The sequence below is a fragment of the Candidatus Chlamydia corallus genome, from assembly GCF_002817655.1.
Classification (GTDB): domain Bacteria; phylum Chlamydiota; class Chlamydiia; order Chlamydiales; family Chlamydiaceae; genus Chlamydia; species Chlamydia corallus.
Genome location: NZ_NWQK01000001.1, coordinates 127542 through 142591, shown reverse-complemented (window position 1 = coordinate 142591; position 15050 = coordinate 127542). Strand labels below are relative to the sequence as shown.

Sequence of the window (15050 nt, the reverse complement as noted above, 5' to 3'; positions counted from 1 at the left end):
CCTGGTTTTATTTTTTTTCATTTTGCAGAGCCTCTAGCGCTTTTTCAAGGATTGCATCTCCTGAGGCGGCCTCTTTACCACCGTTAATTTGGAAAGAAGAGACTATTTTTAAAAAGGTAAGTGACAGTTCTGGGTAGTCATCTAAAGTTGCTGTGCTTGTAAAAATGTAGGCCGTATGGTTGATTACGGTTGTGGCTTGTAAGCAAAATACGCGTCCCCATGAAGAATTTTTTTCTGTTTTGATGATAGTAAACTCTCCACTTGGGGATTGGATTTGGGTGAATATCCCACATTCTAGAGTCATCTCATTGGCTTTATGGTAAGCTAAGATTTCCTCAATATATTCTTTTGAAGACTTGGAAGTGATTTCCTGAGCAATATTGATGGTTGGGGTGAGAGTTCCCTTACCCTTGCCTATTAAGAGAACGTCTAATTTTTCAGGAAGCTGTGTTTTATCGTCAATACATTGCCAAAAAGACGGTGTCCGTATGCTATAGCTTTTCCCTGGATAAAGAACCCATTGAATTGTAGAGGGGGAGGGTTTTTTTTCGAACGCACTTCTTTTTTTACGTGTAGCTGCTCTTGTTTTATAACGAGAAACACTCGCATGAGCTCCTGCTGAAGATCGTATCTTAGAGGGTCTTCTTGCTTTTTCTTGCTTTGAGTTAGATTTAGATCTTGGCTGAGCGGCGAAAGTAGAAAGTTGAACTAAAATGAGGGTAAGAAGAATAAGAAATTTCATAGAAAATCATACAGTTAGTTTTATATAAGATAGATTGCGGAATCTCCAAAGCACATATCATAGCTTGTTTTCCTTATACAAGATTGTATCGTTTTCAGAGAAATATTCCCAATAGGGAATCTTTAGATATAGAAGAAGGTCTATAGTGTTTTAAATAAAGGTGTACACCAGCTTCTCCTCACTTGGATTTGGTGTTTATATAGCAATTCTTTCTTTGAGGGTGAAAAGAAAGAATGATTTGTCTTAAAAATATCAAGGAAGTTTTGTTCTAGAACATCTCTGCAACCCGTTTCTTATTTGTAGATCAGTTGAATTAAATGCGAGAATGACCTAAACTGTTGGATTAGTGGAATCATAATAATATCTTTTTAATGAAATTTCTTTTCTAAAAGAATAAGCGGTAAAATATTATGGCGAATCTTAATGCTGATGATAAGCTTAAGCAAATCTGTGATGCTTTGCGTTTAGACACTTTAAAACCTGCAGAAGACGAAGCCGCAGCGTTATTACAAAATGCTAAAGAACAAGCAAAAAGAATTATTCAAGAAGCTCAAGAAGAATCTAAGAAAATCCTAGAGACGGCGGAAGAGAAAGCACATCAAAAGATAAAACAGGGCGAAGTTGCTTTAAATCAAGCAGGAAAGCGCGCTTTGGAGGCACTAAAACAGGCTGTAGAAAATAAAATCTTTAGAGAGTCTTTAGTAGACTGGCTAGAGCATGTAACGACGGATCCTGAAGTTACTACAAAGTTAATTCAAGCTTTAGTGCAGGCTTTAGAAAATCAAGGGGTTTCAGGAAGTTTGACCGCCTATGTAGGCAAACATGTGAGTCCTAGAGCTGTTAATGGGCTCTTAGGAAAAGCTGTAACAGCAAAACTATGTAAAAAAGGTGTGGTTGTTGGAAGCTTTGTTGGTGGTGTTCAATTAAAAGTCGAGGAAAAGAACTGGGTTCTTGATCTTAGCTCCTCAGCTCTTGTCGAGATTTTCACTCGTTATTTGCAAAAAGATTTTCGTGAAATGATTTTTCAGGGATCTTGACTTTAATGAAGTCATGCGAGGATCTTCTCAAAGTTTAAAGTTATCGTCATGACTCAATATTATTTTTTATCTTCATTTTTACCTACGCAGTTACCAGAATCCGTGCCTCTATTTTCTATTTCGGACTTGGACGATCTACTTTATTTAAACTTATCAGAAAAAGATCTTTGTAATTACGCTCTTCTTAAGCGTTTTTTTGATTTTGAAAATTTTGCCTTCTTCTGGGCTAGCAAACCTATTCCATTCTCTTTTGGGGAGGTAACTCAGGAGAATGTAGGATGGATGCTTTCCTCTCAGCAATGGTCTGATGACAGCGATTTTGAAGATTTCTTTAAGGATTTTCTGATGAATCATAAAACTTCCGAAGATCGTTTGAATCACTTTTCAGATCTATTGAGGGAGTTTCTTTCCTATCATCAAGCGAGTTCTTCAAGATTTCTTCAAGATTATTTCACATTCCAACAACAACTTCGTGTTGTACTTGCGGGATTTCGCGCAAGAGTTTTGGATATGGATGTTTCCTATGTCCTACGGGATGAAGATAGTTCGGATCCCGTTGTGCTCAAGGTGCTTATGCAAAAAGATTCTCCTAATTATGAGCTTCCTGAAGAGTTTTCTGATTTAAAAGTGGTCTTGGATGACTATGGCCTCTTGCCTCAGACACTGAATCGTGCGCTTTCCCTATATCAATTTCATAAACTTGAGGGATTTTGTTGTGACTCATATTTCGATGAAAATGTAGTTTTGGCAAAATGTGCTACGTATATGTTTGCTATTCGTAACAGTTTAGCAAGTATTGAAAAGGGAAGAGAAATTATTAATCGGATAGAAAAGGCAATCAAATGGTAACAGTTTCAGAACAAACTGCTCAAGGATATGTTATAGAAGCTTATGGAAACTTGTTACGCGTACGCTTTGATGGACATGTTAGACAAGGTGAAGTTGCATATGTGAATGTAGATGATACCTGGTTAAAAGCAGAAGTTATCGAAATTGTTGATCAAGAAGTGAAAATTCAGGTATTCGAAGATACTCAAGGCGCTTGTCGAGGAGCTCTTGTTACTTTTTCAGGACATCTTTTAGAAGCTGAATTAGGCCCTGGCTTGCTTCAGGGAATTTTTGATGGACTTCAAAATCGCCTAGAGGTGCTTGCTGAAGATAGTTCTTTCTTACAGAGAGGCAAGTATGTCAATGCAATTTCTGATCAACATTTATGGAATTATACTCCAGTAGCTTCTGTCGGGGATACTTTAAGACGCGGAGATCTTTTAGGAACAGTACCCGAAGGCCGATTTACTCATAAGATCATGGTTCCTTTTTCTTGTTTTCAAGAAGTTACCCTGACTTGGATAATTTCTGAAGGAACATATAATGCTCAAACTGTGGTTGCAAAAGCTCGAGATGCTTTGGGTAAAGAATATGCCTTTACTATGATACAAAGATGGCCAATCAAACAAGCCTTTATTGAAGGAGAGAAGATTCCTGCTCATAAGATTATGGACGTGGGTTTACGGATCTTGGATACGCAAATTCCAGTATTGAAGGGGGGGACTTTCTGTACCCCAGGACCTTTTGGTGCAGGGAAAACAGTCTTACAACATCATCTTTCTAAGTATGCTGCTGTGGATATTGTTATTTTGTGTGCGTGCGGAGAGCGTGCAGGTGAGGTTGTTGAAATATTGCAAGAATTTCCTCATCTTATAGATCCCCACACAGGAGAGTCTTTAATCCATAGAACATGTATCATTTGTAACACATCATCTATGCCTGTGGCTGCGCGAGAGTCCTCTATCTATTTAGGAGTAACGATTGCAGAATACTATCGTCAGATGGGATTGGATATTTTGCTTTTGGCTGACTCTACATCCCGCTGGGCACAGGCACTTAGAGAGATTTCGGGACGTCTTGAGGAGATCCCAGGAGAAGAAGCCTTTCCCGCGTACCTATCTTCTAGAGTAGCTGCTTTTTATGAGCGCGGAGGAGCTATCATGACGAAAGATGGTTCTGAAGGGTCTTTAACTATATGTGGTGCGGTCTCTCCAGCAGGAGGGAACTTTGAAGAACCAGTAACTCAATCTACATTAGCTGTAGTTGGGGCATTCTGTGGTCTTTCAAAAGCACGAGCTGATGCACGTAGATATCCTTCAATAGATCCCTTGATTTCTTGGTCGAAATATTTGAATCAGGTAGGACAAATTTTAGGGGAAAAGATTTCAGGCTGGGGTGATGCTGTGAAAAAAGCAGCACATTTTCTAGAGAAAGGCTCAGAAATTGGCAAACGCATGGAAGTTGTGGGTGAAGAGGGGGTTTCTATGGAAGATATGGAAACCTACTTAAAGGCCGAGCTATATGATTTTTGTTATCTTCAGCAAAATGCCTTCGATCCTGTGGACTGTTATTGTCCTTTTGAGAGGCAGGTAGAGTTATTCTCGTTAATCAGTCGTATTTTTGATGCTAAATTTGTTTTTGATGGGCCTGATGATGCAAGAAGTTTTTTCCTTGAGCTGCAAAGCAAGATCAAGACATTAAATGGTCTCAAATTTCTTTCAGACGAATACCACGAGAATAAAGAGGTCATAGTTAGGCTGTTGGAAAAAACAATGGTACAAATGGCGTAAGGAGACATGCAAACAATCTATACAAAAATAACTGATATCAAAGGTAATTTAATCACTGTAGAAGCAGAGGGAGCTCGTTTAGGAGAGCTTGCTACAATCAAAAGAATCGACGGGAGGTTTTCTTATTCCTCGGTATTGCGTTTTGATGCAAAAAAAGTAACTCTCCAGGTTTTTGGTGGCACATCAGGCTTATCTACAGGGGATCACGTCACATTCTTAGGGAGACCTATGGAGGTCACTTTTGGGAATTCGTTATTAGGAAGACGATTAAATGGTATAGGAAAGCCTATTGATAATGAAGGGGAATGTTTTGGAGAACCTATAGAGATTGCTACGCCAACATTTAACCCTGTTTGTCGTATTGTCCCTAGGAGTATGGTACGAACAAATATTCCTATGATTGACGTTTTCAACTGTTTAGTGAAATCTCAGAAGATCCCTATTTTTTCTTCTTCTGGGGAACACCATAATGCTTTGTTAATGCGTATTGCTGCACAGACAGATGCTGATATCGTTGTGATTGGTGGGATGGGACTTACATTCGTAGATTATAGCTTTTTTGTTGAAGAGTCTAAAAAGCTCGGATTCGTGGATAAATGTGTTATGTTTATTCATAAGGCTGTAGATGCTCCTGTAGAATGCGTTTTGGTTCCCGATATGGCCTTAGCTTGTGCAGAGAAATTTGCTGTAGAAGAGAAAAAGAATGTTTTAGTCTTACTCACAGACATGACGGCATTTGCTGATGCTCTTAAAGAAATTTCTATAACTATGGATCAAATCCCCGCGAATCGTGGGTACCCTGGTTCTTTATATTCTGACTTAGCTTTGCGCTATGAGAAAGCTGTAGAGATTGCAAATGGGGGCTCGATCACTTTAATTACTGTAACCACAATGCCTGGTGATGACATTACGCATCCTGTTCCTGATAATACAGGATATATTACAGAAGGGCAATTCTACTTAAGGGATAATCGCATAGATCCGTTTGGTTCTCTTTCACGATTAAAACAGCTGGTCATAGGCAAGGTCACTCGCGAGGATCACGGGGATCTTGCGAACGCTTTAATTCGCCTCTATGCTGATTCTCGTAAGGCTACAGAAAGAATGGCTATGGGTTTTAAGCTTTCTAGTTGGGATAAGAAGTTACTTCTGTTTTCCGATCTCTTTGAAACTCGTTTGATGAGTTTAGAGGTAAATATTCCTTTAGAAGAAGCTTTGGATATTGGTTGGAAAATTCTGGCTCAAAGTTTCACTTCTGAGGAAGTAGGAATTAAAGCTCTGTTAATAAATAAGTATTGGCCAAAAGCATGTCTGTCCAAGTAAAGCTAACAAAGAACTCCTTTCGACTAGAAAAACAGAAACTAGCACGGTTACAAACGTATCTTCCAACATTAAAACTTAAGAAAGCTTTATTGCAGGTTGAGGTGCAAAGCGCCGTTCAAGAGGCTGCAGAGCGTGAAAAGGATTATATTGAGGCTTATGATCGCCTTTATGCTTTTGCGGAATTGTTCAGCATTCCCCTCTGGACGGATTGTGTGGAGAAGAGTTTTGAGATTCAGAGCATAGATAAAGACTTTGAAAACATAGCTGGTGTTGAGGTTCCTGTAGTCTGGAATATAAAACTATCTCGAGTTTCATACTCTCTTTTAGAGACGCCTATATGGTTAGACACGCTGCTCTCGGCATCAAAAGAACTGGTGATCACCAGAGTTAGGGCAGAAGTCTCGAAAGAACGTCAAAAGATCCTGGAAGAAGAATTACGAGCAGTTTCAATTCGAGTCAATTTATTTGAGAAGAAACTCATTCCTGAAACTACGAAAATACTCAAGAAGATTTCGGTTTTCTTAAGTGACCGTAGTATCACAGATGTAGGTCAAGTTAAAATGGCAAAAAAGAAAATAGAAATCCGGAAAATAAGGGGGAATGAGTGCGTTTAGATATACATAAGTATCTCTTTATTGGACGCGATAAGGCGGATTTTTTTTCTGCGAGTAGAGAGCTTGGTGTTGTAGAATTTATTTCTAAAAAACGTTTTATTGTCACACAAGAAGGCCATCGTTTTGTGGAATGCTTAAAAGTTTTTGATCATTTAGAGGCAGAATACTCGTTAGAAGCTTTGGAGTTTGTTCAAGATGAGGATGTTTTAGCTGAAGATATTGTAACTGAAGTTCTTACTTTGAATAAGGAGATAAAAGGATTATCGGAAACTGTAAAGGCATTAAGAAAAGAAATTGTTAGAGTAAAGCCCTTGGGGTTTTTTTCTTCTTCAGAAATTACAGAGTTTTCTAAAAAGACAGGAATTTCTCTACGATTTTTTTATAGAACGCATAAAGCTAATCAAGATCTAGAAGAGGATCTTCCTAACGTTTTTTATCTTTCTACAGCTTACAATTTTGATTATTACTTAGTTCTCGGAGTTGTGGATCTCCCTAGAGAGCATTATACGGAGATAGAAGCACCAAGATCTGTAAATGAGCTGCAAGTAGATCTCGCTAGTCTTCAGCGCGAGATTAGAAGCAGAGTAGACCGTCTTTGTGATCTTTGCGCCTATCGTACAAAGGTTTTGCAAGGGCTTTGCGCTTATGATAACGAAAAACGGCTTTATGAAGCGAAAGAGTGTTGCGAGGACTTATTTGACGGCAAAGTCTTTGCTGTTACGGGTTGGGTCATTGTCAACAAAATACAAGAATTACAAAGTCTTTGTAATCGCTATCAGATTTACATTGAGAGGGTTCCTGTCGATCCTGATGAGATCGTTCCTACATACCTTGAGAATAAAGGCGTGGGCATGATAGGAGAGGACCTGGTACAGATCTATGATACTCCAGCATATTCAGATAAGGATCCCTCCACCTGGGTATTTTTTGCTTTTGTGCTCTTCTTCTCTATGATCGTCAATGATGCTGGCTATGGCTTGCTATTTTTAGCTTCCTCGTTCTTATTCTCCTGGAAGAATCGTCGTAAGATGAAATTCTCCAAACACCTCTCTCGTATAGTTAAGATGACGGCTATTTTAGGTCTTGGGTGTATATGTTGGGGAACGACAACAACATCATTTTTTGGAATTACCTTTAGTAAAACGAGTATGTTTAGAGAATACTCTATGACTCATATTTTGGCTTTGAAAAAGGCAGAATACTACTTAGAGACTCATCCTAAAAGCTATAAAGAATTAACTAATGAGTATCCCTCTTTGAAGGCTATTCGTGACCCTAAGGCATTCTTGCTAGCAACCGAAACAGGAAGCGCAAGTATAGAATCTCGTTCCATCGTCTATGATAAGTTTGTCGATAACATCCTTATGGAGCTTGCGTTGTTTATCGGAGTGATTCATCTTTCCTTAGGTATGTTGCGCTACCTTCGCTATCGTTATGCTGGTATTGGGTGGATTATCTTTATGGTGAGCGCCTATCTTTATGTACCTATTTATCTTGGCGCTGTATCCTTGATTCATTATCTTTTCCATGTTCCCTATGAATTAGGAGGCCAAATAGGATATTACGGCATGTTTTGTGGCATAGGGCTTGCTGTTGTACTCGCAGTCATACAGAAAAGTTGGCGTGGAGTTGAGGAAATCATTTCTGTGATTCAGGTGTTTTCTGATGTTCTCTCTTATCTCCGTATATATGCTTTAGGACTTGCTGGTGCTATGATGGGAGCAACTTTTAATCAAATGGGGGCAAGATTGCCTATGCTTCTCGGTTCCATGGTGATTCTTCTTGGTCACTCTGTGAATATTATTCTTTCTATTATGGGGGGAGTGATTCACGGACTTAGGTTAAATTTTATTGAATGGTACCACTATAGTTTTGATGGAGGGGGGCGTCCGTTACGCCCTCTGAGAAAAGTCGTCTGTCGTGAAGATGCTCCAGCTTCAGGGATTCACTTAGATAATAATTCAATAGTTTGATAAACTTCCCCTGTCTTTAAGCAAGGAACATGAAAGAAATCTTGTCAAGTTCGTAATTATCTTAAAGGTATTTCAGAAGGGAGGACATGAGGTAAGTATGATTGATTTGTCTGTTGTTGGGCCTGCTTTGGTCTTAGGTCTAGCTATGATCGGAAGCGCTATAGGATGTGGAATTGCTGGTGTAGCTTCACATGCAGTAATGTCTCGGATAGATGAAGGACACGGTAAATTGATAGGAATGTCGGCGATGCCCTCATCTCAGTCTATCTACGGGTTTATTTTGATGTTGCTTATGCAGGCAGCAATAAAAAATGGAACACTATCGTCAATAGGAGGGATTGCCATAGGCTTATCTGTTGGGGCTGCCCTTTTAATATCTTCTGTTATGCAAGGAAAGTGTTGTGTAAGTGGAATCCAAGCTTATGCTCGATCTTCGTCAATATATGGAAAGTGTTATGCAGCGATTGGAATTGTCGAATCATTTTCATTGTTTGCTGTTGTTTTTGCGCTACTACTGCTCTAAGATTGTATTTGGGCTTGCATTTCTATTAACAGTAATAAGTTTAATTTGCTTATTAGGTTGTTCCGAGCCCTCATTATCTTCTTTTACAGAGTACATAGGTTCAGAGTATACCGCAGCAGCGCAACTCAATATTGAACAGAGTTGTCTTGATGAGGTGCATGGACAGCAAGTCATAGTTACTTGGAGTCTTCCCTCGCGCATGAGAAAATGTCTTCCTGTCACTCTGTATCTCTGGGTCTATTATGGTAGTGGTAAGGTAGAAAAACTAACCTATGAAGTAAATCAAAGTGCAGGTTATCGAGTTTATTGCCTTAAAGGACTAGAATACAAAGAAGTTCAGGGAATTATCTCCTATCGTGTGGCGTTATGCAGCGGAAATCAGGAGATTATTAGCAGGCGTCATCATCTTTGGATGGAGGTCATTTCCCTGGACGCTCCTTAAATAGAAAAGTATCAAATCATAAACAATACCTTATTTCACGGAAGGTAAAGCAGAGGTATTTTTTGTAAGCTAAGCCTATAAAGTATTTCTGAGTAGAGATCACAAATTTGGATTAAGAATGATGGAAGCAGAAGATTTTCCAAAAGCATATGATTTTAAAGATATAGAACCCAAGTTGTATGTTTTTTGGGAAAAGAATGGGATGTTTAAGGCGCGGACTTCGAGTGATAAGCCTCCGTATTCTGTAATCATGCCGCCCCCTAATGTCACTGGGGTTTTGCACATGGGTCATGCTTTGGTCAACACTCTCCAAGATGTTCTTGTGCGTTACAAGCGTATGTCAGGATTTGAGGTTTGCTGGATTCCAGGAACTGATCATGCAGGAATTGCTACCCAGACTGTAGTAGAAAGGCATCTCCAAGCTACTCAAGGTAAGCGTCGTATTGAATACAGCCGAGAAGAATTTTTAGAGCATGTTTGGGCATGGAAAGAAAAAAGCGAAGGAGTCATTCTCTCGCAATTGCGACAGCTGGGTTGTTCCTGCGATTGGGATAGGAAGCACTTTACTATGGAACCGCTTGCTAATCGTGCGGTAAAAAAAGCTTTTAAAACTCTATTTGAAAATGGTTCTATTTATCGTGGGTACTACCTTGTCAATTGGGACCCTGTCCTCCAAACAGCCCTCTCTGATGATGAGGTGGAATACGAAGAGAAAGACGGATGGCTCTATTACATTAGCTATCGTATTGTGGGTTCTAAAGAGTCTATTGTTGTAGCAACTACAAGGCCCGAAACTTTATTAGGCGACACTGCAATTGCAGTGTCACCTAGCGATGAACGCTATGCATCGTGGATTGGTGCGAGTGTTGAAGTCCCTTTTGTAAATCGTCAGATTCCTATCATTGGAGATGCTTCTGTAGATCCTACCTTTGGAACAGGAGCTGTAAAAGTCACTCCTGCTCACGATAAGGACGATTACCTTATGGGGATCAACCATCATTTACCCATGATCAATATTCTGACTCCTTCAGGGGGAATTAATGAGAATGGCGGACCTTTTGTTGGGATGACCAAGGAGAAAGCACGCGAGGAGATTCTCGTTGCCTTAGAGGAAGAAGGGTTATTTCTAAGAAAAGAACCCTATAAACTTCGTATCGGTGTTTCGTACCGATCTGGAGCTGTAATTGAGCCTTATCTTTCTAAACAGTGGTTTATCTCCGTATCAGAGTTCCGTGGAGTTTTGCGAGAGTTTGTAGAAAGTAAAAATATTAAGATTTTTCCTGACGATTTTGTTAAAAACTATCTTTCTTGGGTCAATCACCTTCGAGATTGGTGCATTAGTAGGCAGCTTTGGTGGGGGCATCGTATTCCTGTTTGGTATCATAAAGATGATGACGCACGTATCCTCTGCTATGATGGAGAAGGGATTCCCCAAGAAGTAGCTCAAGATCCTGATTCTTGGTATCAGGATTCCGATGTTCTGGACACCTGGTTCTCTTCAGGCTTATGGCCCTTGACCTGCTTGGGATGGCCTGACGAAGATTCTCCAGATTTGAAGAAATTTTATCCCACAGCTGTCTTAGTTACGGGACACGATATTTTATTTTTTTGGGTAACTCGGATGGTATTGTTATGTTCTTCGATGACAGGAGACAAACCTTTTTCTGAGGTTTTCCTTCACGGATTGATATTCGGGAAGTCTTATAAGCGCTATAACGAATTTGGCGAGTGGTCCTATATTTCTGGTAAGGAAAAGCTAGCCTATGATATGGGAGAAGCGCCTCCTAATGATGTCGTTGCGAAGTGGGAAAAGCTTTCTAAATCTAAAGGTAACGTTGTAGATCCTTTAGAGATGATTGCTACTTATGGTACAGATGCTGTACGCATGACTTTGTGTTCTTGTGCAAATCGTGGAGAGCAGATCGATCTTGATTACAGATTATTTGAAGAGTACAAGCACTTCGCGAACAAGATCTGGAACGGCGCAAGGTTTATCTTTGGTCATATCTCAGATCTCGAGGGAAAGGACCTTCTTAAAGGTATTGATGAGAACTCTTTAGGCCTTGAAGATTTTTATATCTTGGATAGTTTTAATCAGCTTATTCATCAGCTTGAGGAGGCCTATGCAACCTATGCTTTTGATCAAGTAGCAACTTTAGCTTATAAGTTTTTCTATAACGATCTTTGTTCTACCTATATTGAGATTATTAAACCCATACTCTTTGGTAAGCAGGGAGACGAAACTTCTAAATCGACCAAACGTACGTTACTCGCTGTTCTTCTTGTTAATGTGTTAGGAGTTCTTCACCCTGTAGTTCCTTTCATTACAGAATCTTTATTTTTAAGGATGAAGGATACATTAGGAGAACTTCCTAAAGGAGCAGGTGATGCATTTACACGTCACGCTTTAAATATGCTGCGCTCTCGCGCTTGTATGGAGGCTCCATATCCAACAACTTTTGATGTGAAGATGCCAGAAGATCTTAGAGAATCGTTTACTTTAGCTCAAAGGCTGGTCTATACTATTAGGAATATCCGTGGGGAGATGCAACTGGATCCGCGTTTACACCTGAAGGCTTTTGTTATTTGTGGTGAACATACGGATATACAGAGATATATTCCCATACTTCAGGCATTAGGGGGGCTAGAATCTATACAACTTTTAGATAAAGAGCCTGAAAAAAGCCTCTATAGTTTTGGTGCTGTGGATAGTATTCGCCTTGGAATTTTTGTTCCAGAAGAGCATCTTCTCAAGGAAGCAGGGCGTTTAGAAAAAGAAAGAGTTAGGTTAGAAAGAGCTGTGGACAACTTGGAGCGTTTGCTCGGTGATAAGAGTTTTTGCCAAAAGGCAAATCCTAATCTTGTGCGTATGAAAGAAGAAGCTTTAAAAAATAATCGTATAGAATTACAAAGCATTCTTGATAAGCTTGCGTCGTTTTCTTAGAAAGAAAGGACTGACCATCTTTGGAGCGCTATGATATTGTTAGAATTATTGGAAAGGGAGGAATGGGTGAGGTATACCTTGCCTATGACCCTGTATGTTCCCGCAAAGTAGCTCTTAAAAAAATTCGCGAAGATCTTGCAGAAAATCCTCTATTGAAAAGGAGATTTTTGCGAGAGGCTAGAATTGCTGCTGACCTTATTCATCCTGGTGTTGTTCCTGTCTACACTATCTATAGTGAGAAAGATCCTGTATACTATACTATGCCCTACATAGAGGGATACACACTAAAAACTTTATTGAAGAGTGTCTGGCAAAAAGAACCCCTCTCTAAGGAATTAGCAGAAAAAACTTCTGTAGGAGTATTTCTCTCTATATTTCATAAGATTTGCTGTACTATAGAATATGTCCATTCTAGGGGCATTCTTCATCGCGATCTTAAACCCGACAATATCCTATTAGGTCTTTTTAGTGAGGTTGTAATCTTAGATTGGGGAGCAGCAGTTGCTCGTGGAGAAGAAGATGACCTTCTTGACATAGATATCGGAAAAGAGAAGGTCCTTTTTTCAAAAATGACAATTCCAGGGAGAATAGTGGGGACTCCAGACTATATGGCTCCTGAAAGGCTCCTTGGTCATCCTGCTTCTGAAAGTACAGATATCTATGCATTGGGAGTGGTGCTTTATCAGATGCTCACTCTTTCCTTCCCTTATAGAAGGAAGAAAGGAAAGAAAATTGTTATTGATGGTCAGGGGATTCCCAACCCTCAAGAGGTCGCCCCCTATCGAGAAATTCCTCCGTTTCTCTCCGCTGTAGTGATGAGAACATTAGCTGTAGATCCTAAAGAACGCTATTCTTCAATAACAGAGCTTAAGGAAGATATAGAGAGTCATCTGAGAGGGAGCCCCAGATGGACTTTAACAACGGCGTTATCCCCTAAAAAATCCTGTAGTTGGAAGCTAAACGAGCCTATTTTACTTTCTAAGTATTTTCCAATGTTGGAAGTCTCTCCAGCATCATGGTACAGTCTAGCAATCTCTAGTATTGAGAGTTTCTCTGAGATGCGTTTAGAATATACTCTTTCTAAAAAAGGCCTGGATGAGGGTTTTGGAATTCTACTTCCCACTTCAGAAAATGCTTTAGGAGGAGATTTTTATCAGGGCTATGGCTTTTGGTTGCATATTAAAGATGGAATCTTATCTGTATCTCTGGTGAAAAATAGCCTAGAAATTCAGAAGTGTTCTCAAGGTTTAGAATGTGATAAGGACACTTTTTTGATAACTTTAGAAAAGCATAATCACGGCTTGTCCTTGTTTATCGACACTACGACTTGGCTTATCCATATGGATTATTTGCCAAGTCGTAGTGGGCGATTAGCGATCATAGTTCGGGATATGGAAGATATTCTGGGAGATATAGGCATTTTTGAAAGTAGTGGTTCTTTGAGGGTCAGCTGTCTTGCTGTTCCCGATGCTTTTCTTGCAGAAAAGTTATATGATCGAGCTTTGGTTCTTTATCGAAGAATCGCAGAATCTTTCCCAGGACGTAAAGAAGGTTACGAAGCAAGGTTTCGAGGAGGAATTACAGTTTTAGAGAAGGCTTCTACAAATAATAATGAACAGGAATTTTCTTTAGCTATTGAAGAGTTCTCAAAATTACATGATGGTGTTGCTGCTCCCTTAGAATATCTTGGAAAGGCTCTCGTATATCAGAGACTTCGCGAATACAATGAAGAAATCAAAAGCTTGCTATTAGCATTGAAGCGCTATTCACAGCATCCTGAAATCTTTAGACTTAAAGACCACGTCGTGTACCGACTGCATGAAAGCTTTTATAAACGTGATCGCATTGCTTTAGTGTTTATGATTTTAGTATTGCAAGTAGCTCCATATGCAATCACGCCAGGGCAGGAAGAAAAACTACTTTTTTGGTTACAGGATAAATCTCGTGCTACGTTATTTTGTCGCCTTGATCCGACGGTCTTAGAGTTTCGTTCTTCTAAGATGGAATTATTTTTAAGTTATTGGTCTGGATTCACACTCCATCTTAATAGCTTATTTCATAGAGCTTGGGATCAAAATGATATTCGAGCTTTGGTCGAGATTTTCTATGTTGCTTGTGATCTTCATCAATGGGAATTTCTCTCTTCTTGTATCGATATATTTAAAGAGTCTAGCCAGAATAAGAAAATTTCAGAAGAGATCGTCGGAGTCTCTTTTGAGGAGCTAGGAAAATTTCTTTTTGCTCTTCAGAGTATCTTTAAAAAGGAAGACCCGACCAAAATATTTGTCTCTAGTGATCAGCTCTCTCCAATACTCCTGGCTTATATATTCGATCTTTTTGCTAATCATTCTCTTATGGAATCTCAAGGCAATGCTATTTTCCGTGCTTTGGATATCATCCGATTGAAAATTTCTAAAAAATTTTATAATGACTACTTTCTAAATCACGAAATTCGAGCTCATCTTTGGAGTCGCAATGAGAGCGAGCTAAAAAAACTTTTTGAAAATTATAAAGAGAGGCAGCTGAAAGATGATCAAGAAGAAGTATTCGTTCTTTATGGATGTTATCTTGCTCTTATACAGGGTTATGAGGTCGCAATGCAGCATTTCGATGGTTGTCATGAAGATCGCATTTTTCCTACCTCTTTATTGGCTAGAGATTGCAAGCGTTTAGGTCTCCTCAAAGATTCTCTTAGTTATCAAGAGCGGCGTTTGTTATTGCGACAAAAGTTTCTTTATCTCCATTGTCTTGGAAATCACGAAGAGCGCGATTTGTGCCAGAAGATATATCATCTCTTAACTGAAGAATCTCAGCTTTGAGTGATTTGTAGTGGC

11 protein-coding genes are annotated in these 15050 nt (G+C 39.4%); 10 read left to right on the top strand and 1 reads right to left on the bottom strand.

Annotated features, from left to right (window positions below):
- Nucleotides 1–7: 7 nt before the first annotated feature.
- Complete coding sequence (locus CMV32_RS00620) at nt 8–742, bottom strand: hypothetical protein (RefSeq protein WP_100934021.1); 735 nt, start codon at nt 740–742, stop codon at nt 8–10.
- A gap of 410 nt (nt 743–1152) precedes the next feature.
- Between CMV32_RS00620 and CMV32_RS00615 the strand changes: the two genes are divergently transcribed.
- The 10 genes from CMV32_RS00615 to pknD all read left to right on the top strand — a co-directional run bounded on the left by CMV32_RS00615 (nt 1153) and on the right by pknD (nt 15035).
- On the top strand, nt 1153–1779 hold the full coding sequence (locus CMV32_RS00615) for a V-type ATP synthase subunit E (protein ID WP_100934020.1): 627 nt from the start codon (nt 1153–1155) through the stop codon (nt 1777–1779).
- 48 nt (nt 1780–1827) lie between these two features.
- The gene (locus CMV32_RS00610; RefSeq protein ID WP_100934019.1) at nt 1828–2628 is read left to right on the top strand and encodes a DUF2764 family protein; all 801 of its coding nucleotides are present in this window, start codon (nt 1828–1830) and stop codon (nt 2626–2628) included.
- Nucleotides 2622–4397 carry a V-type ATP synthase subunit A gene (locus CMV32_RS00605; protein ID WP_100934018.1) on the top strand — a complete coding sequence of 592 codons (1776 nt, stop codon included), beginning with the start codon at nt 2622–2624 and terminating at the stop codon, nt 4395–4397. The genes CMV32_RS00610 and CMV32_RS00605 overlap by 7 nt, the downstream gene beginning before the upstream one ends.
- Nucleotides 4398–4403: 6 nt before the next feature.
- Nucleotides 4404–5720 carry a V-type ATP synthase subunit B gene (locus tag CMV32_RS00600; protein WP_100934017.1) on the top strand — a complete coding sequence of 439 codons (1317 nt, stop codon included), beginning with the start codon at nt 4404–4406 and terminating at the stop codon, nt 5718–5720.
- On the top strand, nt 5705–6334 hold the full coding sequence (locus CMV32_RS00595) for a V-type ATP synthase subunit D (protein ID WP_100934016.1): 630 nt from the start codon (nt 5705–5707) through the stop codon (nt 6332–6334). The genes CMV32_RS00600 and CMV32_RS00595 overlap by 16 nt, the downstream gene beginning before the upstream one ends.
- Nucleotides 6325–8307, top strand: coding sequence for a V-type ATP synthase subunit I (locus CMV32_RS00590; RefSeq protein WP_100934015.1), 1983 nt, complete (start codon nt 6325–6327; stop codon nt 8305–8307). The genes CMV32_RS00595 and CMV32_RS00590 overlap by 10 nt, the downstream gene beginning before the upstream one ends.
- A 97-nt stretch (nt 8308–8404) precedes the next feature.
- Nucleotides 8405–8830, top strand: a complete 426-nt coding sequence (locus CMV32_RS00585) for an ATP synthase subunit C (protein ID WP_100934014.1) — start codon at nt 8405–8407, stop codon at nt 8828–8830.
- Complete coding sequence (locus tag CMV32_RS00580; RefSeq protein ID WP_100934013.1) at nt 8763–9272, top strand: acyl-CoA dehydrogenase; 510 nt, start codon at nt 8763–8765, stop codon at nt 9270–9272. The genes CMV32_RS00585 and CMV32_RS00580 overlap by 68 nt, the downstream gene beginning before the upstream one ends.
- 121 nt (nt 9273–9393) lie before the next feature.
- A complete protein-coding gene (locus CMV32_RS00575; protein ID WP_100934012.1) occupies nt 9394–12216 on the top strand; it encodes a valine--tRNA ligase in 2823 nt (940 codons plus the stop codon).
- A gap of 20 nt (nt 12217–12236) precedes the next feature.
- Nucleotides 12237–15035: a serine/threonine-protein kinase PknD gene (pknD, locus tag CMV32_RS00570; protein ID WP_100934011.1), complete on the top strand. Its 2799-nt coding sequence runs from the start codon at nt 12237–12239 to the stop codon at nt 15033–15035.
- The last annotated feature ends 15 nt before the right edge of the window (nt 15036–15050 follow it).

Bases quoted from the DNA above. Each gene is read 5' to 3' on its own strand.
- CMV32_RS00610 (WP_100934019.1), top strand. From the start codon at position 1,828: ATGACTCAATATTATTTTTTATCTTCATTTTTACCTACGCAGTTACCA.
- CMV32_RS00585 (WP_100934014.1), top strand. From the start codon at position 8,405: ATGATTGATTTGTCTGTTGTTGGGCCTGCTTTGGTCTTAGGTCTAGCT.
- CMV32_RS00580 (WP_100934013.1), top strand. From the start codon at position 8,763: ATGCAGCGATTGGAATTGTCGAATCATTTTCATTGTTTGCTGTTGTTT.
- CMV32_RS00595 (WP_100934016.1), top strand. From the start codon at position 5,705: ATGTCTGTCCAAGTAAAGCTAACAAAGAACTCCTTTCGACTAGAAAAA.
- CMV32_RS00600 (WP_100934017.1), top strand. From the start codon at position 4,404: ATGCAAACAATCTATACAAAAATAACTGATATCAAAGGTAATTTAATC.
- CMV32_RS00615 (WP_100934020.1), top strand. From the start codon at position 1,153: ATGGCGAATCTTAATGCTGATGATAAGCTTAAGCAAATCTGTGATGCT.
- CMV32_RS00620 (WP_100934021.1), bottom strand. From the start codon at position 742: ATGAAATTTCTTATTCTTCTTACCCTCATTTTAGTTCAACTTTCTACT.
- CMV32_RS00575 (WP_100934012.1), top strand. From the start codon at position 9,394: ATGGAAGCAGAAGATTTTCCAAAAGCATATGATTTTAAAGATATAGAA.
- CMV32_RS00605 (WP_100934018.1), top strand. From the start codon at position 2,622: ATGGTAACAGTTTCAGAACAAACTGCTCAAGGATATGTTATAGAAGCT.